This window comes from Aureispira anguillae, from assembly GCF_026000115.1.
In the GTDB taxonomy this organism is placed as follows: domain Bacteria; phylum Bacteroidota; class Bacteroidia; order Chitinophagales; family Saprospiraceae; genus Aureispira; species Aureispira anguillae.
Genome location: NZ_AP026867.1, coordinates 306074 through 327415, shown reverse-complemented (window position 1 = coordinate 327415; position 21342 = coordinate 306074). Strand labels below are relative to the sequence as shown.

Sequence of the window (21342 nt, the reverse complement as noted above, 5' to 3'; positions counted from 1 at the left end):
TTCCTTGTTAGAACAAAGAAAAACATCAGCTGTACACTCTATGTGTACAGTAATAAAATACACATTAGATATAAATAATTTCATAAAAGGCTTACTTAAACCTAATTCTATAAGTATCATTTTCAACAAGGAATTTACTATTCGTTAAAAAACTTTCATTGTTCTCATATTCAAATATATTTTTAAGATACTTACAATTTATATTATCAGATAACAAATCTGTTATTACAAGAATATCATATATTCTTTCATGAGTATGCCCTGTATTAACCTCATTCTTACTTATATAGAAAGAACAACTAGATGTTACTGAACTTTTTACTTCTACAAATCTTGTCTCATTACCTTGTACACATTCAAAGTCATAACCTAACCCATCAGTTCCATATGAACAACCTGCCTTTAAGGCGTATTCAGAAACCCAAGTAACCTTATCATACTTCTGTTTAAGTAGTTCATAGGCATACTTTTCTCCAATAAACCCTATATCTTCTGGTCTATTTTTATTTTGATTGCTGTTAGAGGTTTGTTTTCCTGTCTTTTTTCCTGTAGTAGCAGAAGTTTCCACTTTCTCTGGAGCATAATCCGTTATTTTTATCTTTCCTGTTTTAACATTTGCCTCTATAGCGGTCATCAGGCTTTCAATATTAGTATCATCAAATGAAATTTGCTCTCCTCCTATATTTACATTACTACCATTACTTTCGTTCTGATTCTGATTATGTAACAACCGAAACTCTTCTATTAAGTCTATTATCTCATTGAAATATATTGCATCTTTAAAATTATTATTTCTCATCTTTTCATGAAAAAGCTTATTATCAAAGTAGCCTTCCTTTTTTAGTTGAGCTTTAAAAGAGGTTAAATTTTCATGGAATATGCTTTCTAAATCAATTGCCTTTGTAGATAGAATTTTATCATATGATAAATCTAAGAAAGTATTACATAATACTTGCCTATGGTGCTCCTCAACATCAAAAAAGAATGAATTTTCATATTGGAATCTATTAAATTCTTTTAGGGTATTCCTGTTCTCTAAAAATGAATGTGAATCTCCCTGAGTATATAAGAAAGTAGAATATCTTAATATAAAATCTTGATGGAAAGATCTCATTCGATTTCGCCAATAGTCTTCAACATTCAAGCTTTTATAACCTGCTAAATTAAAATCTTGCACATCAATACTTAGTGCCTTAAATAAGCATTGAAAAGGTGCTATATTTTCGAAAGCAGATAAATTCTGATAATCAATCTGTCTATAAAAGTGTAGAAACTGATCTTTACTCAAAGATATTTCTAACCTTTTATAAATAGCATCAAAACTTATCAAATCTTGAGAGTTGTATTCTTTCTTAGTTACTTCAAAAATTATTTTCCAGAAACGTTGTTCACTTGTTAGAGCACCATCAAATTTTTCTGCTATTTCTTTCTCTAACTCATTATAATTGAGAAATTCCCTCGTTAGAATAAGAGCCCAGGTACTAGCTTCTTCTCCAAGTAATTCTTTAAAGTCTTTTCTATTCTCGCTAACTTTCAGTGCACCACATATAATATCTGAAACAGTCTCTTTGAATCTAAAATTTTTTTTCAAATCATAATAACTAGAGTAGCTCCTATTTATTTTTATATAATAAACTTTAGAAGATTCATCCTGAATATATTCATACTCTTTTAACTCTAGTTGATGTTCCTTATCATTTAATTTATAAACAACATCTAAATCATAGCATGTTATAACCTTTAGTGATTTAAGAGAAGATAACTCATCATTAATTTGTGTCTTCTTCAAACCTTTATTGAATCGATATGTAAATAAGAATGGTTTAATATCATTTAGTTCTTCTACAAATTCTTTATTCAATTTTTGATTTGAACTATATACTTGATTCACATGGAACTTTATGTAATCCAAGGGTTGGATACCGAAAAGAGTTTGAATTCTCTTATTACCTGCTCTCGATGGTAGTTTAGCAATTTTTAGTTTGTTAAGTAAGTCTGTACTAAAATTGGGATTATTAACATAAGTAGCCTCATTGATAGAGGCATAATCTGTAAGCCCATTTTGGGAAACTAAGATTACCCCCTCTTCTAAGTATATCTTTCGTTCTTCAGAATCTTCATAATCTTCCAATAAATAATTCTTAGTCGCCTCAAGAACTAGCATGTAGAAACTTTGGATATTTCTCCTATCTTTATTAAAGCACTTAGAGTGAAGGTTTAAATAACGATATATGTTATTCAAAGACAAGTCTTTTAAATCCTCTTTTATCCCTAAACTTTTAAGAATAAATAAAATATGATTTTTCTCTATTTTGTTACTTTTAAAAACTTCAGCATTAAAATCTATTATTGGTGAATTAATTAATGGAGCTAAGTTCCCTATTTCCATTAAACACTCCTCTGGTTTCACTTTCTTGTTATTCCCAACTGGTATGAATTCACATGATTGTAACTTGTAACGTATATAGGATTTTATATCAGAATATTGTACCCCCCTGCTATACTTAGCTTTATATGGATAAAACTTTAAATAGGAAGTAGTGCTTTCTGTATCAAAGGATATACTATTATGAAGTTCTCTATCATGAATTAACCAAGCTAATATATATTCAATATCTGCACTATTTATTATTTCATCAAAATATTCATACCACAGAAGATTAGCGTGAAATGTATTACAGTCTGAAAGATCTTGAAGAGTATAGTTTTCACTATTATAGGAGACTATATATGGAAATTTTAAACTTCTGATTGCATAATTTAAGTAATCATCATTCCTAAATTTGGGTGCCCTAATTATATAATTTACTTTTCTTGGGGTATGTGTTACTCCTAACCAGGAAAAGTATGAATGAGCCTCAAGGGGAGACTTAAATTTACTCTCTAACCCATTTTGATTTAAAGTTCCGACAAATACATCAAAGTCTAATTCAAACATTAACCCTTCCATTATTTCTCCCCCTTGATACTCTTTCCAAAAATAGAGTTGATTAGCTGGTTTTAAATTCCCCTCTCTAGTTATTAAATAAGGTGATGTTGTACTAGGGAATTTATAATCTTCAGGTTGGTTTCTATATATTTCATAAAGTGTTGAGTGGAGGATAGAGATTGTATCTTTTATAGGTTTTTCCTTTAAATCTATAGTACTTTTTAGATTAGATATTATTTTTTGAATCACAACATTTGCCGCATATTCAATAGCTTTATACAATTTTAAATTTTCGACCATTTGGCGTGTTCCTCCTTTGTCAAAACGCCCTTTTAATCTTAAATACAGGTTCTTTTGTATAAATTGAAAATTTACTCCTTGAGGTAGGGTGTAAACCTTTTCATCTGATGGAAGAATAATTTCATCTCCTGTTTTAATAGGAATTCCTTCTGAATTTAGTAGTAAGTTGGGCAAAACAGGAAATTGAGAGCTATAAAAATTAGAAGTCTTTGAACATAAATAGTAAATCCATTCTACCCTTTGATTTGTTTCTAATGAATCAGTTTCGATTAATAGATTTATTTTTTTTGTAAGCTCACTATCTGTATATCTAAGTTCTTGACCATATCTTTGTAGATAGTCTTGAATACCTTTATCATCTATATACTGCAATAAGTTTTTAAACTCATATATTTTATCCTTTGGAATTAAATGCTCAATGTTATTTAAATAGAACTTTGGGGCATCACTAAGTCTTATATAAACGCCAGTTACCGTTGGGAAAATAGCGATTTCTTTTATATGATTATTTAGTAACTGATGAAAGTTCCATTTATCTGTATTTAGACTCGAGTGCTGCCCAATTGAAGGAATAACTAACTTTAGAGGAGCATAATTGCATCCCCCATTTTTCGTAATTTTAAAGGCACACTTTACTAGCAAAGAAGCTAGCTTATCTAGCAGTAGTTTATTGAAGCCATCTTGATTCTCTTTTAAGACATTTCTATTTGCACTTAACTCAAACGTTCCATGTGCTAAGACAGGGTATGGAAAATCTACCTCTGTTCTAAAATATGAGAATAGTTTCTGAACCTTTGGCACTTGGTTAGGATTATAAGCTATCTTTAGTTCATAATTCTTAGTTTGGTTACCACTTTTTATTTGTCCTTTTTCCTCAAGAAGAAACCAGACAGAAGATTCTAATTTTTCTTGTGAATAAAATCTATCACTTTTAGTTACAATTATTTTGTCTGGTTCTATCTTCTTAGAAAGTATAAAGTTATGCTCTGGACTTTGAACTTCAATTTCTTCTAGTTTATGAAGAAATACAAGGATTTCAGGAATAATCTCCTTGTTTATCTGATCGATAATATCTTGGTAACTATCCTCTTTTAATTTAAGTTCAATTACAGTATCATACTGAGGTAATTTTTTTAAGTTTTTTTTGTCTTCAACCAAAGGACATCTTAGAATAGAAATGGGGTACTCGACATTGGTTTTACTGGATATCGTTTTTCTAATTTGAGGTTTATCACGAATCATTCCTTTTAGAAAATCTTCAGCGTGAGTTTTAGAAAAACGAATATGGAGATTATAACTTGCTATATATATTTCTTCCGACCAATTTAATACAGATCGAAAACCAAGACCTTTTTGACCTACCTTATTTTCTTCTTTTACCTTGGGGCTCAGATTAGAATATAATAAAGACTCAACACCTCCTCTTGAAAAAGGATTTCCATTATTAGCAATGATAAGACTATCCTTATCTAACTTAATCAATACCTTTTTGGCTTTTGTTGTATCACATTCATCATTCGCATTCTGAATCATTTCGAGCAACTGACGGCCAAAATATTCAGAAGTGTTTGAAATTTCTGTATTATAATTTTCTATCATTAGAAGAGGATCATCAAGATAATCTTTTCTCCTCTTTTTCATGAACTCACTAAGCTCTTCGTTAGTAATAGTTTGGTAAAGGTGATTAATTTCCATAATAGTATAAGGGGATTATAATGGTACCCTTTTTAAGGGGTACTTTAGGATCACCTCTAATATACAAGATGTGATGGGAAAATAGAAAATTTGAAAGAACAATATATTTAGATTTTAGCAATTATTGTTTTATCTTGAAATCCACGTTGGCATCAATGTTCAATCAATAAAAAGTAAGAACTATTATGAATCGAGATGAGAAAATTCAAAAGGCCTTAATTGCTAAAAAGTATTCTAATAACTTTAAAAGAGGGAAACTTGGTTCTGAAGGAACTGGAGTGGGTATAATTAATGCCTTAAATCTTCTTGGGATTGATGCTCAAGCATCTACAGAAGCGTATCCTAGAGTAAACTATTACAATCGATTTAAAGAATCCTTAGTTAATGAATTCATTGTAAAATTCTTTGAATTTGACGATAATACTTTATATGAAATATCCATTGAAGGGGACAATAAAGAGGTTTTTATTATTAAAACTAATCTAATTCATGATTTAACCTCAATCAATAATTGGGTTGGTAGAATAATTCAAGATTCAAAGGTTAGCCGATTAGTCTCAACTCTTTTTACATTAGGATTTAAAGATTTTGTAATATCAACCTGGAATGAAGATAGCATTTACACTTATGCAATGATTTCAGTTTAATATAAAAAGAATACTAAATAATAAAACCAAAACTTATGGAATTATATGAAGAGGCTTTTGGGTGTAAGAAACCTAAAAACACAAAAAAGAGAACATTTGGTAATTTATTTAAAGGATTAAAATCAAATTACCTAAAAGATTATCAATCTGCAATTGCAGATTATAACTCAAATAATCTTACATCTGCTCTCAACAACATTAATAATACAATTAAAAAAGCTGATATAAACGATTGGAAACATTACGCTTTTAGAGCCAACCTATATGAAACTTCAGCAAATTATAATCAAGCTATTGAAGATTATCAAACAGCAATAGGTTATTCTGAAAGTGACATAGATGTTTATGCTCTGTATCATCAAATAGGCTTTTGTTACTTAAGTTTAGGTAACAACCAGAAAGGATATGAATTCTTTTCTTATGCAATTGACTTAAAATCCAACCATCCCAACAGTCAACTCAACCCCGATCAAGAAGGTATGGATATGGGAGTGCTATTAGGGGTAACTTTTAAGAAAATGTATGTAAACAGAGGAAGTCTCTTATTCAATATGAATAACCTAAATGAAAGTCTTGAGGATTGTAAAAAATCACTAAGCTATGATCAAAACTACTCAAACCCATATATGCTTTTAGCTCAGATATTTAATAAAGCAGGACAAGAAGATGAAGCAATGAAATATCTAAAAATATCTGCACAGTTGGGAAATAGGAATGCTATTTCAGCTTTAAAACAAATGGGCTTGTTGTAACTCAGCTAATTTCCAACAACAAATAAAAATATCAAAATCCCCATTCTTTTATCATAAAAATCTTAAACATGACTCCTAAACAAGAAATGGTTGCAGCGTTGCTAGACACCAAAGTCCTTCAAGATGTAACAAAGCAATTTAGATCAAAACAAGAAATAGTTCCTGTAGATAATTCAGAGATGGATTATAGGTTATTTCTTACTGGTGCTAATACAATTAATTTTGAGCTTCTTGTAACAATGCCTACATATACAGGTGTTGGTGATAATCAATCTTATATAACACTTTTTAAGCCCATAGGTTTTTTCCACATTGGGAAGAAACAAGAAGTAGAATTGACTGTCCTATATGAATTTGAAAAAGAACTAGATTTCTTGATTAAAACCAGGATGGTTTCACCTCAAATTGAAATAAATAAATTATCTATCATTGAAAATGCAATTATTGCAGCATTTTCTAATGTAGCAGTATCTCATGCTCAAAGATATGAAGATGCTGTATTCAAAGCGAATGGGCTTTCGTGTGAGATATGGATGGCCAATGAAGGGTTCCCTCAATTTTTCTTAGATGATAGTTACAATATAAATGGTCCAATAGCAGCTTATCTTATAAAACAACAAGGAACTATTAATCCAATTGTTGGCTATGAAAGCCTATTTAATGAGTTTCATGAGAAAAGCTTACTCTCTGCATTTAAGCGATTGTAGTTCAAATTTCCTTATAATAAAACAACTTATCTAATGATACCTAAAATAATAATTAATGATTTTTACTTCCATTCCTATGATCACTTAAGGTATGAGTCTGGAATATGTACAACAAGTCTACATGCAAATGGAGCTAGAAGAGCGATTAAAATTGAATCCGCAAGTAGTAATCGATATTCTGTAACCATCTTTAATCTTGATGGACCTCACCCAATATGGAGGAATAATGTTCAGATGGCTCCAAAATTAATGAAAGTTATTAAAGCTGAATTGTATTCCACTGAACTTCGAGGTTGCGGTCCAGATATTTTTGGAAATAACTTTGAGGATTTTGGAATTACGATAAAACATTCTTCTGCTGGTATTGATGAGATAACATTACACTTACTTGATAGGGATAGTGATATCAAATATCTAAAATCAAATGAAAAGAACCCATTAATTCCCACATATATAAGAACAGAAAATGAGTATCATACTCTAGATGATTTAACTGAAGGATTTCGTAAAGATGTTATTGCTTATTTGCAAAGTCTAGAACGTAAGAAAAGACCTAATATAGTCTATGTTGGTGAGATAATAGATGTTTGTTCTTTTTATGCTATTCGTCTAATGGATGTTTACAGAGAAAATGCTCTTGGTATCCTTCCCGTTAACATAGTCACAGAAGTAAAAGATCAAGTATATCAGGTTGTTGCAGATCTTATTCCTGAAATGGAGAAGAAAGAAGCAAAGAACACATTTTGGGATACGGTTAACTATAAAATGACATTATCTAACATTGTTGCAATAGCACGAGAAGATCTTGATAATTTAGAATATTACTAGAACTTTCAAATACAGCCTAAACTATAATTAGATTGAAGCCCCCCTTTCCAAAATGTTATAACTCATCTAATTCAGGCTAAACCATAATTTTGTGTTTCTATTTCCTCAAAATTAATCCTCAATTTGTAGGAATAATTATACACGATTTTAAAAGAGGAATACTGTTCTAATCTACATCTATATAACATCCTAAAACAAGCAAGATTTTTTTCATCTAAAAGTGAATGTTTTACTTTTTATGAATCATATATGATTATATTTTCTACTTCAAAGCATTACTAAAATTGATAATTAGTTTTTTCGACTATTCTTTATTTTTACTATATTTAGAAGGAGGGTAAACGTTATACTTATCACTCCTTAAAGACAATAGCATTAATGTACATATAACATAGCAATTACTTATAATGTATATGCTTTGCTTCTTTATTTTTTAACTCTATAAATAGAGAAAGGAATTTTTTACAAATAAGAATGGAAACATAATTAGGCTATTCTTATGATATAATCCGTTATTAAACTATTCACATATAATTAATTGCAATAAATTGACAAAAAACAGAAAACATATTGAATTATTTGCAGGTTGTGGAGGGATGGCAGTAGGTATGGAAGCCGCAGGTTTTGAGCTACTGTTTGCTAATGAAGTTTCACCAATGGCTAGTAATACTTTTGCATCTAATCTATTAGATATAGATATAACCAAACCTAATGAAAAGGTAAAGTGGGTTCACTCACGATATCCTAAAAAATCTTACGAAAAAAGGCTCCGAGAAAACTTATTATCACATAACGAAGATGAAAACTGTGAATTAATATTCGAAAAAGATTTAAGCGACTTATCAGGAAGCTTATTAGTTGGAGATGTAAGACATTTAAGAAATAAATTAATTGAGTACAATATTAACAATCCTTATGAAGGAGAATTAGATTTAGTTTCTGGAGGCCCTCCATGTCAGAGTTTTAGTCTTGCAGGAAAAAGAGAATTAGAAAACTATAAAAATAGATTACCATTAGATTTTGCAGAAATTTGTGAAATAATTAAACCTAAAGTAGTTTTATTAGAAAATGTTAAAGGGATTTTATCTGCATTTCGTGATGGCAAGAAAAAATATTATGCCTGGTTTGAAGTTGCAAAAGCTTTCGCCCAGAAAGGTTTTGCACCTGTGTGTATGCTACTAAATTCTAAATATTATGGTATTGCACAGAATAGGCCCAGATATATAATGGTTGCCTTTCGAGAAGATATTTTTTATAAAGTCCTTGAAAAATACCCTGAAAATAAGATACTTCTAAAAGTTGCATCTTTTTATTCAAAAGTCCACTCTGATTTTGACAAATTAAATCTCATGGACTTAGATTACTATGATATTGAAAAAAACACAGAATTATTTGATGGATATATTTTACCTAAGCCTACTACTTTTAATAAAGAGACTTGGATATCTGTTAAGGATGCTATTGATGATTTAATAAATGTTAAGTGTGGTAAAAAATCTAGTTATGTTAACTCCATCAACGAACTTTTTAAATCTAATTTTAGCTCCCTTGATAAAATACATAATCATAATTATAGAAATCACACAGATAAAATAAAAAAAAGATTTTTGTTTTATCAGATTCTAAACCATGCAAATGGATTAAAAGAATCTATTTTAGAAAAGAAAAAAGATAATTTAGTAATTGCTAATGATGATATAAAAAAACTATACAATGAGTTAAAATCAACAATTAAAAACTTTGGTTCATTGTTTAGTTCTTTAATGAGTTTTCAAAAATTCATTAGAGATGTCTCTTTAACTAAGAAACACTCTCAAAGGGCCCTTGTACAGACATTGCCATCACCTGCACAACTTACTATTCCTGATGATATTTGCCACTATTCTATATTCGAAAATCGAGTTCTTACTGTCCGAGAAATGGCAAGGATTCAAAGTTTTCCAGATTGGTTCATCTTTAAGTCAAAAGAAACTACAGGTGGTGAGAACAGAAGCTTTGAAGTACCTCAATATACTCAGGTAGGTAATGCAGTTCCGCCAAAGTTAGCCTATGAAATAGGTAGCCATATAAATTCACTTTTAAATAAAATTGAGACGAATGGCTTATAAAAGAGTAAAAGGGGGCGAAAAAAATCTAAAGTCTGGTGTTCGTTGGACAAAGGATGAGATAATTCTAGTATATAAGCTTTACAAAGAACTAAATGGAGTCGGGTTACATGAACATAATCCTGCTATACAAAAATTGGCGAGTCGTTTAGGTCGTACCGTACGCTCAACAGAAGCACAAACTTTGATGTTTAGGAATTTAGAACGATCTGGAATTTACAGTCATGGTAACATGAATAAGCTGACAAAAGAAGTTTGGAATGAATTTGAATTAAAAAAGACATCCAAAGAAACTGAACAAGAAGAACCAGTCTTTAAGTATAAAGATTGGAATAAATCCCTTGTAAATCACTTTTTTAATGAACATCTAGCTAATCAAGAAATAGGTTGTTTCCCAACTTCCGATGAACTGTTTCAAGAAATAAGTAATTTTCAATATTCTGTTGAAGATTTTATTAATGCTATATCTAAAGAGATAGGTGCTCTTAACTTCTTTTCAAAGCTTGAACAGCTATATAATAATTCCCTTCCTAGAAAGCTTGGAGAGAGAGTGGTAAGGAAACCCATCCCAGAATATTTCGGCTTTATTATATTTATAATATATGCTTTAGCAGAAGATGAAAGTGACAATTTAACTATTGCAAATGTATATAAACGAATCAATCATTTTGGGAACTCGGTTTTAGGTGATAAATGGTCAAAAATAAATTCCGGAATATCAAAAAGTAAATTAGAACCAATATGGGAAAATCTAGAAGAATGGTCTTGCCAATTCAAAAAGGGAAGCTTAGGTTATTTTATTAGACATAACCCCAATAACTCTAATAGAAAATATGTTTCAAGAATTGAGCGTCATTCTCTCTTTAATTCTAGTCAGTTCTCTAGAATTATTGATTTATTGATTGATGATGGATTTATTGTCGGGAAAGTTATTTCAAAGACTGAATGGTGTACGTTTTTTGGAAAACATCCAAATAAATTAAAAAAATCGCAATTAATTTTGAAATATCTAACGGAGGAAGGTCCTCTTCAAATTTCCATTGTTAAATTTCTAAATAGTTACTGTAGACAACACTATACTGCGAAAACTTTGTCAAGTGAAAAAGCTGAATTTAGAACACCTCCCATTCCTCTTCGATTATGTATAGATAGACTCCCTAGTTGGCCTAATGACCCGATTTCTGAATTTTATTTTAGAGCTTTAAGCGAAAATCTTGAGGAAACCATTCTGGAATATGCTGATTTTGAATACAACATTTCTCTAGATAGTACTAATACATCTAATAAATTGTTCTTGGATGTAGATTTATCAGAGGGACTTTTGATTAAAAGTGGGACTCAAAGATACATGACTAATAAGAATGTTTATTGGTTAACAAAGAACCATGAATTTAATGAATGGAGAGAAGCTGAATTCCCAAGTAATGACACCTCATTCATTCTAATAATAGATAGAGATACTCTTGATAATATTAATATTTCTTCAACAATTAAGTGTAACGAGCATGAACTTCTCAACACTAACCATTTTGCTCTAAAATTTAGTGGACTTGAAGAAGCTCAATTTGATGAAATATACAATATATATAATCCATACAGTAAAATTGAAGGTAAGATTGATTTGATTTCGGTATTTACTGGAGATAGAAGGAAATGTATATTTAAAGAGTTTAATCCAATTTTTAGATACATTGGCCCAAATTCATCTCCTCAGATAATAGCAATTAATCCCAAAACTAAAGAAAAACTTTGTACGCTAATTCACATAGAAAACTCCGATCATCTATATCGTATACCTAACACTTTTGAATATGAAGGGCAATTTCAAATTAAAGAAGAAGGGGGGAAAATTAAATCTAGGTACAATTTATATTTTGGCAATTTATCTGGAGAAGCCAAAAATATTTCGCTACCATATCTAAAGGATCAAGAAGGTAAAAATTGTATTGAATTGAAGAGAGGAGATAATGATATTTTAGATATTCCCTGTGATTTTTATAAGAAATTTGATGTGTCTAAGTTTAATCAATGGCACATGAATCTATTTCGCCTTTTTAATCCTAAGAAAAAAGGAAATACTCTTGCTCTACTAAATGCATCAACATGGCAGTTATCTCAAGGAGATATCTTATTACAATTTATTGCACAAAACCAAAGTGTTTCTACTTATGATTTTCCAAAATTATTACGAGAACTTGATTCTGAATTATCTCTAAGATATAGTAAAAGAATAATGGATCATTGGAGACATCTTGGCTATATAAATTTTCAAGATTATGGAGAGTGTATTAAAGTTAATCCCACAGCAATACTTTTTGTACGTACTACAGTTGGATTAAGGGGATACTTATGTGGTCATAGAACTTCCAGTTTTATTAATCAATTAAAGCAAGAGTGTGAAAAGATTTCCATCCAGTTAATTGAAGAAAAACATTCGAATTATAAAGAAGATTTATATCCAACAAAATTTATTTTGCAAGATAATGATGGTGAGCTTTCAAAGTTTCTCTCGCTTAAAAAAACAATGCAAATTGATTTTGTTAATGATATTGAACACCCTCTAAATCCTACTTTTGCAGTATATCAATTAGCATGTTTGTATACACAAAGAACCGTAAAAGAATTTCTAAAAGATATTCATAAAAATCCAAAGTATAGTACTGACCACCATAGAAAAAGAGTGTTTGATACGAATAGCCTAAAATGGATAGATACTACAAAAGAAGTTGAAACCTTACCTGATTTATCTGTTGTCCGATATGAAGGGTTTAGAGATAATTCAATGACACACATTATAAAGGTTAATAATCAAGTTAGATTATTGAACGAGTTATATTTGGGAATTTTCTCAGTCCTTGATTTGAATAAAACTATTCTATTTAAGCAAAAAATAGAAAAAAATGACGAATATGACTTGCTCGTTCCATTTTTCCTTGGCTTACCATTTTGGATTGAACGTGGATTAATTCTAATTAATGCAGAAATACCTGAAATGCAAAAAACTCAGAATACCCCATTTAGAGTATATAGAAATATTCCTTTAAAGATAATCAAAGTAATCGAAGAAAAATTAAATCAAAAAATATTGACACTATGATAAACCCAATAGGTGTATTTGAAAAAGTAATACAAGGCTATATATCTTATGTTAAAACTGCTTTTGGTACTCGATATGAGGAATTCGAAGAAAAAAGATTAGAGCTTTTAGAAACAGATGGTTCTATCTACAGACAACCATGGATTGAACTTTTGCTCGAGTACCAATCCGGCCCCAAAAAAATTGACGAGCTTACAGTAGATGATTTATCTGGTTTTTCTAAAGAGGAAGTTAGAATTTTCAAAGAATTTGTCAAAAGAGGTCTTTTTACAGGCGATTATCCTCTATATGCACATCAAGACAAAATGTTGAGGGAGGCTCTTGCTGGAAAAAACTGTGTTATTACATCTGGAACAGGTTCAGGTAAGACCGAGTCATTTTTACTTCCTTTAGTCGCATACTTACTGAAGGATTTAATAAAATACAAAGGAACTTCAAGTGGCGTAAATATTGATGGTCCTCATACAAAAGGAATAGGCAAAGGAACAGGTATTGAGTTAATTGGGGATAATGAGTCTAGATTATCAAACAGGGTTCTGCAAAGAAATAATGAAAGTAGGCCTAATGCTATAAAAGCACTTATTGTTTATCCAATGAATGCATTAGTGGAAGATCAAATGACTAGATTAAGACAATCACTTGATAGTAATCCAGTAAGAGAATATTGCAGTCAAGTATTAAATGGTCATAGACTCTTCTTTGGCAGATATAATAGTTCTACTCCTGTTTCTGGTAAATTACACAAAGTAGGAGATAATGGAATAGAAAGAAACACTTTTAAATGGAATCAGTTAAATAAAAGCCTGACCAACATCGCAAGTACTTTTAATGAGATAACTGATTATCTTGAAAGTGACACTACTCTGAATGAAAAGGATAAAGTAGAAATAGCTTCAAATTTTCAACGTCTAGATGGTGCAGAAATGAGGTCAAGGTTTGATATGCATCAAACACCTCCCGATATTCTCATTACTAACTTTTCCATGCTTAGTATACTTCTAATGAGGGAAGTTGAGTCTGGAATGCTTGATGAGACTAAGCTATGGTTAGAAGCAGAAACTGAATGGGATATTGAAAACTTGACAGATGAAGAAAGAAATAGAGAACGTAAAGAACGTATTTTTCATATTGTTATTGATGAACTTCATTTGTATAGAGGAACAGAAGGGACAGAAATATCCTATCTAATTCGGTTACTTTATTCAAGATTGGGGATTAATCCAAATTCTAATAAAATAAGGCTTCTCGCCTCATCAGCTTCATTAGATGGACAAGACGGAACTGAAGAGTTTGAATATAGTCAAGCTTTTTTAAAAGGTTTCTTTGGTCTTGAAGAGAACATGGAAGTTATTGAAGGAAAGAATATCATCCCAAGAAGAATTAATGATGAATCAATAGAAGTAGATTTCTTTTCCAGAATCGGATTTAAGAGTAATGAGTTCTTATATTTATCTGAGGAAGAGTTTACCACAAAGATATCAGCGTTTATAAATTCTGAAGTAGAGACTAAGAATGGTACTAATATTCTTCAATTTTTACATGAAGTTAATCAAAACGAATGCTTAATATCTAAAATGGTCTATGCTTTTGAATATAAAGATGACGACTCTTCTCCATTAAGGTTTCGACCTTTTCCTACATTTAATATTAGTTCAATTGATAACAATTCTGAGTTTAAATCAATTGCGAGAAAAGTATTCGGTAACCATGATGATAAAACTCTGAAAAATGCTATTAAGGGACTCTTAATTGTAAGAGGATTATTAGATGTCTATAAAAAGGAGTTAGCAAGTTATAATAATGATAAAGATTGGAAATGCAAGCTCCCTAGATTTAGACTTCACTTCTTTGTTAGAAATATAGAAGGGTTATGGGTTACATTAAAAGATAATTCAAATGTATCGTTGAATGCTGAAGAAAACCCATTTGATAATTTCTATAAAGAAAGTTCTCTCGCAAAAAACGATAAAAGAATTTTTGAAGCTTTATACTGTGAATGCTGTGGTACAACAATGATTGGTGGAACTAAAATAGCAAACCATACAGATGTAAATGAATCTTTTCTTGGGGCATTAATTAGCACTCCTCCAGAAATAGAAAAAATACCAGAAAAATCGCAATCAGCTAGAGTAGAATCAAGATCTGAATATGACTATGGAGTATTCTGGCCCAAAAGTATAGATAGTAGCATCGTAAATGACTTACTTAGTGAAGGATCTTGGCAAAAACGTTTTCTTGGAATTAAAGATGGACACCTATATTTCAATTCAGGTTTAGATAGAGTCGCTGGATTATATTATACTCCTAATTCAGGAAGTAACCTTTCTACAGAGACAGGAACAGCTCTTCCTTCAGTATGCCCTAATTGTGCAGCAGACTATTCTAGAAGAAGAAATAGGAAATCACCACTAAGAGGTTTTAGGACTGGTTTTGGAAAAACTAATCAGGTACTAGCTAAAGAATTATTTAAGGCTATTCCTGAATCTAAAGAAAAGCCAAGAAAACTTGTTGCGTTTTCTGATTCACGAGAAGAGTCAGCACGTTTTGCAAATGATATAGAAAAAGAGAATTACAATGAAATTATAAAAGAACTTTTAGTTAAAGAACGAGCAAATATCATAATCGCCTATCAGCTAGTCTCCAAATTCGAAGCCGGAGCTGAAACCGAGGCAATAGAATTAAAGAAGAAACTTGATCCCAAGACAGGCACTAGCATATATCAATCATTAATATTAAATAAGGCAGATGCAGCAACAAATGAACAAAAAAGACTTATTTCTGATGTTCGCAATAAATCATTAAGTATTCAAAGTCTTATTGATAACATAATATGGGGTCTTGTAAAGAAAGGAATAAACCCTGCCGGTCCTAGTGCATCAAACAATAGATTAACAGTCAGAACTGCTGGAGAATCTTATTATGATAAAACAGAGTTTTGGAAAAACTGCTTTAATTGGGACTCTAACACCCCCGATTTCAATCGAGAATTTGTCAAAAACATAGGGGAAGAAGACATTCTAATAAACTTTGTTCGGGAGCAAATACTTTCAGAAATTGGACGTTTTTTATTTGGTAGATTATTTTATAGTATTGAATCTTCTGGTATAGCTCAAGTAATGATAACATCTTCAATACCTTCTCCAGTAAGTGGTCTTACTAGTGAACTATATCTAAATATTTTAAACTCTTCTTGTAGAATATTAGGAGATAATTTCAGATATAACCCATCTCAATTTGATCATAAGCTTGTAAGAGGGTTCACCGAAATAGCACCTCTCAGAAGATATATTGAAAATGTAGCTGAGCATAATGGGGTAGATTCTGAGAATTTAGGGAATCATATTTGGGAGAATATTACAAGTACTTTTAAGCATCGAGATGGAAAACTTAATCTTTCAAACCTTCGGATTCGGTTTACAGAAGATAGTGATACTGCCTATTTATGTCCAGATTGTAGGACGGTACACCTTCACAATTCGGGTGGCATTTGCAAAAGTTGCAATAGTAGATTAACAAACTCAAGTCAAACTACAGCTCTCCAGATAAAACTTGAAAACTTCTATGCACAACAATTCGCAAAAATAGATGATTCTATTAGAATGAGATGTGAGGAATTGACAGGTCAAACTGATAATCAACTTGAAAGACAGAGACTTTTCAAAGGTATTATTACAGGAAAGAATAAAATTGTTGATGAAATTGATCTCTTAAGTGTAACAACAACATTAGAAGTTGGTGTTGACATTGGGTCACTTCAAGCTGTCTATCAAGGAAATATGTCTCCTATGAGATTCAACTATCAGCAAAGAGTCGGTAGGGCAGGTCGTGCTGGACAAGCATTTAATATAGCTTTAACATATTGTCGTGGTAGAAATCATGATGAATATTTCTTTAATAATCCTGAAAGAATGACAGGTGATCTTTCTCCAGTTCCATTTTTGAGTCAATCTCAGCCTCAAATTCTTTATAGAATGGCTATAAAAGGTATTTTTAGAAAATATTTTTCTGAAGTCATTATTGATTCATTAGATGGTAGTGTTCATGGAGAATTCGGTAAGATTGAGGATTTTTTCAGTAGCCAAGATAATTTAAATAATCTTTTCACTTGGTTAGAAGATGAGAAACATTGGATTAACTTATTTAAGTCTTTAAGTCAGAATTTATTTGTAGATAAAATTCTATATGTAAACTATAATTCACTTGAATTCAAAAATTGGCTACTTCAAGAATTTAAAGATAAGTTTGAGGACATCGGATTAAATTATAATAGTGGCGATTTAGCTCAAGTTATGGCAGAACTAGGTTTACTGCCAATGTCAGGAATGCCTACAGGAATTAGAAGTATGATTCTTGGCTTTGAAAAGATAGATCCTCAAACACGAACATTTATAGCTAAGACAATTGATAGGCCTCTGGATAGAGCTATCTTTGATTTTGCACCAGGGGGGCAAAAGACAAAAGACAAGAGAATCTATACTAGTGTTGGTTTAACTCCCCGTATTTCAGAAATTTCTTACAATTTCGCTACAAACTCAATGGAGGCGAAGCTATTTGATGATGATGCATACATAGATGCAACGTGGATAATTAAGAACACCCAAAACAATATTATTGATACGGTAAAATATAATCCAGGTGAAATGGAGCCAAGTAAGCCTGTAGATAATACTTCTCAAACTTTTCATCTTGTTGTTATTCCTAATGGTTTTAGAACCGACTACTCAGGTAAACCTCAAGATAGGGAAGTTGACCAAGAGATAAACACTTCAAAGCCTTTACTATTTTCACAATCAATAAAAAATGAAAATGACAGAATCAAAACAATAGGTATGTCTAAAGCTACTTTTTCTGGAACAGATTACACATGGAGATTAAATACTAATGGGGATGAAGGATTTAGGTTGAAAACAACTTCTATTGAAGAAAAAGGAGCAACATTAAGAAACCAAATGATTGATTTAGATTTGAACTCTAAATTAGGATATGGATTCAATGAAGCTGTTAAAAATCCTAATATAAAATCAATAATAATGTCTTCAGATGAAACAGAGGGACTTCCTGCTATTTCTCTTGGAGCTAGAAAAACAACAAATATATTTAGATTATTTCCACTTGAACTAAGATATGAATTAGACATCAATCCATTCCATACAAAAAATTCTGGCAAAAAAGTTAGTGCAAAAGGAGCATATCATTCTGCTGCATTTTTGCTTCAACGATGTCTTGCTGATGATAGAGATGTATCTCCAGAAGAAATTGAACTTGCAGCAATAACTGAACATGTTCTTGAAGATGAGACAGAGAGAAGTGTAGGAAAAATAATTCTTTCGGATGAGTTGCCAAATGGCTCTGGATTTGTGGAGTATTTATTTGACAATTTAGAATTCTTTTTTGATATGTGTCTAAATCCCAAAGAAGAGCATCGGTTTGCAAAAAGCTTTATAAACGAACAACATGCAAAACAATGTAAATCTTCTTGTTATAAAGATTTACAAAATTATAGAAATCTAAATTATCATGGAATATTAGATTGGCGACTAGGGATTTCCTTAATAAGAGTTCTAAGCAATAGAAATTATATTGTTGGGTTAGATAACGATTGGTCGTATATAGATATTGCTGATTGGTCTGAATTTGCATTACAGCTATCTATTGATTTTGCTAACTCAATAGACAAACAAATATTAGCAGACAAAACTAACTTGAAAGTTCATAAAGGAATTCCTTTTATAAAATATAGAGATATTAATATAGTTGTTGTTCATCCTTTCTGGAATTATGTTGGGGGGCATTATCCTGAAGATAACTCTCTCTCCGAAATTATTATGGAGTGTGAATCATCTGAGCGAATATTCTTTGCAGATACTTTTAACTTATATAGGAGAATGTCCTGGTCTTACCATGAATTTTTCAAATGGCTCAGAACACTATGATAAATGAAAAATAACTACCCTCAAATAGAGAAGCTGAGTCCTAGCAAAATAAATTTTATTGAAAGCTGTAAGTTAAGATATTACAATACATTAATCCAAAAACCTAAAGCCATAGAAAAAAAAGCTTTCAATAAATTTTCCTTTTTAGGTACTGTAATCCATAACGTAATAGAGAGTTATGTTAACAATAATTGTATAATTGATGATTTTGAACAAGTTTGGAATGATGAGTTAGAGAAAGTGTAGGCTTCCCCTAAGCAGCAACCGCTAAAAAGTAGAGTTTCTGATTTAGAATCTCAAAAGAATCTGGGGTAATATTACCTAAGTTCTTATGAGGTCGTTCTAGATTATAAATCTGACTCCAAACCTGTATTTCTTCATTTAATTCTTCTAGAGATTGAAACCAGCATAAGTTCAAACATTCGGCTCTCAATGTTTTATTCAAACGCTCAATCAAACCATTCTGAGATGGCTTTCCTGGTTGGATGAATTTCAATTCAATATCATGTTTATTTGCCCACAATTTGAGCTTTTCTGAAATAAACTCAGGACCATTGTCACAACGAATATAAGATGGTTTTCCACGATATTCTATCACTTTCTCCAAAACCTCTATTAGCTTTTTAGCTGAAATATTATGATGAGCTTCTGTCCATAAGGCTCGGCGAGAACCTTCATCCATAATATTGATAATTCGTATACGATGATTAGTTGGGCTAACAACCCAATCACTTAGAAAATCCATAGCCCAACCTTTGTTGACTTCTTTAGGAGCCAAAAGTTGTTGATATTTTCGATAAATCCTCTTGCGTTTGGGCGGTAAACGTAAATTTAAACCCTCTATACACCATATACGATAAATTCTCTTATGATTATAGGCATAGCCTTGATTTCTCAAATAGTGATAAATTTTCCAAAAGCCCCATGATACAAAACGTTTTGTTAACTGATGTAGTAAATCCACTATTTCTTCATCCTTTTCTTCTGGGCGATGACCTGATTTACGACTATAATATGTCTGACGGCGTAAGCCCAAAACAACACAAGTACGACGAATGCTGTATTCTTTTGACAAGCAATCCAATATCATTTCTTGTTCTTTTGGGCTTGGAACTTTTTTACCATTGCATAACCTTCTTGAAGTATCTCATGATCGATACTTAAATTAGCATACATCTTTTTTAAACGAACATTTTCTGCCTCTAATTCCTTTATTCTTCGTTTATCTTCATCTTGACTATCTTCATAGTCCTTTTTCCATTTATACAACGTAGCTGCACTAATTTGGTATTGACGGCATAAATCCGTTACACTTTTTCCGCCGTCATGCTCTGCTAATATCTTTGCTTTTTGAGCTGTGCTAAATTTACTCCTCTTCATTTTCGTTAGTTTTTATCTAATATAATATTTTTTCTCTTAACTAACGGTTGCTTCTCTTGGGATGCCTACAGTTTCATGTCGGCACTCTTGGGCTTTTATTTCAAAGGCAATTTCTAAAGCTTCTAATAATTTCATTTTTCATAAGTTTAAAATGTTACAAAATGTTTCGTCACATTTCCCTGAACCCCGACTAAAATTGGCTCAAAATCAGGCATTTGATACCAAAAGTGGACGGACGGACAGTATGTGACCAGAAGCATATAGTCAAGAGGTGTCCCATTTAATTCTTATGAAAATCAGTTAGATATGAGCAAAATCCCACCTGTGCCAGCACATTTTTTATTTTCCTCGTAAAACTTTTTTAAAAAAATTTTCGGAGAGAAAATCCATGAAATTTTTCTTCATAATCTGAACTCAAAAAACCTGGATTTCGATTGATAGATTTTTGTTTTAACTATGTTCAAACTATTTCTAAATCGAAAGCCAAAGTCCATAAAAACGAAACGGCGTAAACCGTTAATTAATAACGATTTATGCCGTGAATTTTCGTAGTCGGGGTTGCAGGATTCGAACCTGCGGCCCCCTGCTCCCAAAGCAGGTGCGCTAACCGGACTGCGCCAAACCCCGAATAATGCATTGTAATAAAAAATGCTATGAAGGTCGAAAAAAAAACAATCCATTAGAAAACTAACGAATTGTTTAAAAGTGGTCGGGGTTGCAGGATTCGAACCTGCGGCCCCCTGCTCCCAAAGCAGGTGCGCTAACCGGACTGCGCCAAACCCCGAACGTATATTTTTTAAGTAAAAAACTTAAAAATGCAGTCAAAAAAAATGGCGGAGAGAGCGGGATTCGAACCCGCGGTACCCCGTTAAGAGTACGCCAGTTTAGCAAACTGGTGGTTTCAGCCACTCACCCATCCCTCCTAGTGCGATGCAAATATAGGGCAAAGTTTTAGAATTCAAAAATTTC

General features: G+C 31.4%; 11 protein-coding genes and 3 tRNA genes. 8 read left to right on the top strand and 6 right to left on the bottom strand.

Annotated elements, in window-relative coordinates:
• Positions 1-91: 91 nt before the first annotated feature.
• Entirely contained in the window at positions 92-4924 is a 4833-nt protein-coding gene (locus AsAng_RS01250; RefSeq protein ID WP_264790950.1) for a DUF3883 domain-containing protein, read from the bottom strand.
• 185 nt (positions 4925-5109) lie between these two features.
• Between AsAng_RS01250 and AsAng_RS01245 the strand changes: the two genes are divergently transcribed.
• From AsAng_RS01245 to AsAng_RS01210, 8 genes are all read left to right on the top strand, one after another.
• The gene (locus AsAng_RS01245; RefSeq protein WP_264790949.1) at positions 5110-5571 is read left to right on the top strand and encodes a hypothetical protein; all 462 of its coding nucleotides are present in this window, start codon (positions 5110-5112) and stop codon (positions 5569-5571) included.
• A gap of 35 nt (positions 5572-5606) precedes the next feature.
• Positions 5607-6323, top strand: a complete 717-nt coding sequence (locus AsAng_RS01240) for a tetratricopeptide repeat protein (protein WP_264790948.1) — start codon at positions 5607-5609, stop codon at positions 6321-6323.
• Between the two features lie 68 nt (positions 6324-6391).
• Positions 6392-7030 carry a hypothetical protein gene (locus AsAng_RS01235; protein WP_264790947.1) on the top strand — a complete coding sequence of 213 codons (639 nt, stop codon included), beginning with the start codon at positions 6392-6394 and terminating at the stop codon, positions 7028-7030.
• Positions 7031-7063: 33 nt separating this feature from the next.
• Positions 7064-7858, top strand: coding sequence for a hypothetical protein (locus AsAng_RS01230; RefSeq protein WP_264790946.1), 795 nt, complete (start codon positions 7064-7066; stop codon positions 7856-7858).
• 548 nt (positions 7859-8406) lie between these two features.
• Positions 8407-9966, top strand: a complete 1560-nt coding sequence (locus tag AsAng_RS01225; protein WP_264790945.1) for a DNA cytosine methyltransferase — start codon at positions 8407-8409, stop codon at positions 9964-9966.
• Positions 9956-13060, top strand: a complete 3105-nt coding sequence (locus AsAng_RS01220; protein WP_264790944.1) for a hypothetical protein — start codon at positions 9956-9958, stop codon at positions 13058-13060. The genes AsAng_RS01225 and AsAng_RS01220 overlap by 11 nt, the downstream gene beginning before the upstream one ends.
• A complete protein-coding gene (locus AsAng_RS01215) occupies positions 13057-18993 on the top strand; it encodes a DEAD/DEAH box helicase (protein WP_264790943.1) in 5937 nt (1978 codons plus the stop codon). Before AsAng_RS01220 ends, AsAng_RS01215 begins: the two co-directional genes overlap by 4 nt.
• Positions 18994-18996: 3 nt before the next feature.
• Positions 18997-19239 (top strand): PD-(D/E)XK nuclease family protein, encoded by a 243-nt coding sequence (locus AsAng_RS01210; RefSeq protein WP_264790942.1) that lies wholly within the window; start codon positions 18997-18999, stop codon positions 19237-19239.
• A gap of 7 nt (positions 19240-19246) precedes the next feature.
• Here the strand turns inward: AsAng_RS01210 and AsAng_RS01205 are convergent, their stop codons facing one another.
• From AsAng_RS01205 to AsAng_RS01185, 5 genes are all read right to left on the bottom strand, one after another.
• Positions 19247-20083 carry an IS3 family transposase gene (locus AsAng_RS01205; protein WP_264790941.1) on the bottom strand — a complete coding sequence of 279 codons (837 nt, stop codon included), beginning with the start codon at positions 20081-20083 and terminating at the stop codon, positions 19247-19249.
• Positions 20080-20373 (bottom strand): transposase, encoded by a 294-nt coding sequence (locus AsAng_RS01200; protein WP_264790940.1) that lies wholly within the window; start codon positions 20371-20373, stop codon positions 20080-20082. Before AsAng_RS01200 ends, AsAng_RS01205 begins: the two co-directional genes overlap by 4 nt.
• 552 nt (positions 20374-20925) lie before the next feature.
• Positions 20926-21000 (bottom strand) — tRNA-Pro (locus tag AsAng_RS01195).
• 79 nt (positions 21001-21079) lie between these two features.
• Positions 21080-21157, bottom strand: a tRNA-Pro gene (locus tag AsAng_RS01190).
• A 47-nt stretch (positions 21158-21204) separates the two neighbouring features.
• A tRNA-Ser gene (locus AsAng_RS01185) sits at positions 21205-21296 on the bottom strand.
• Positions 21297-21342: the final 46 nt, after the last annotated feature.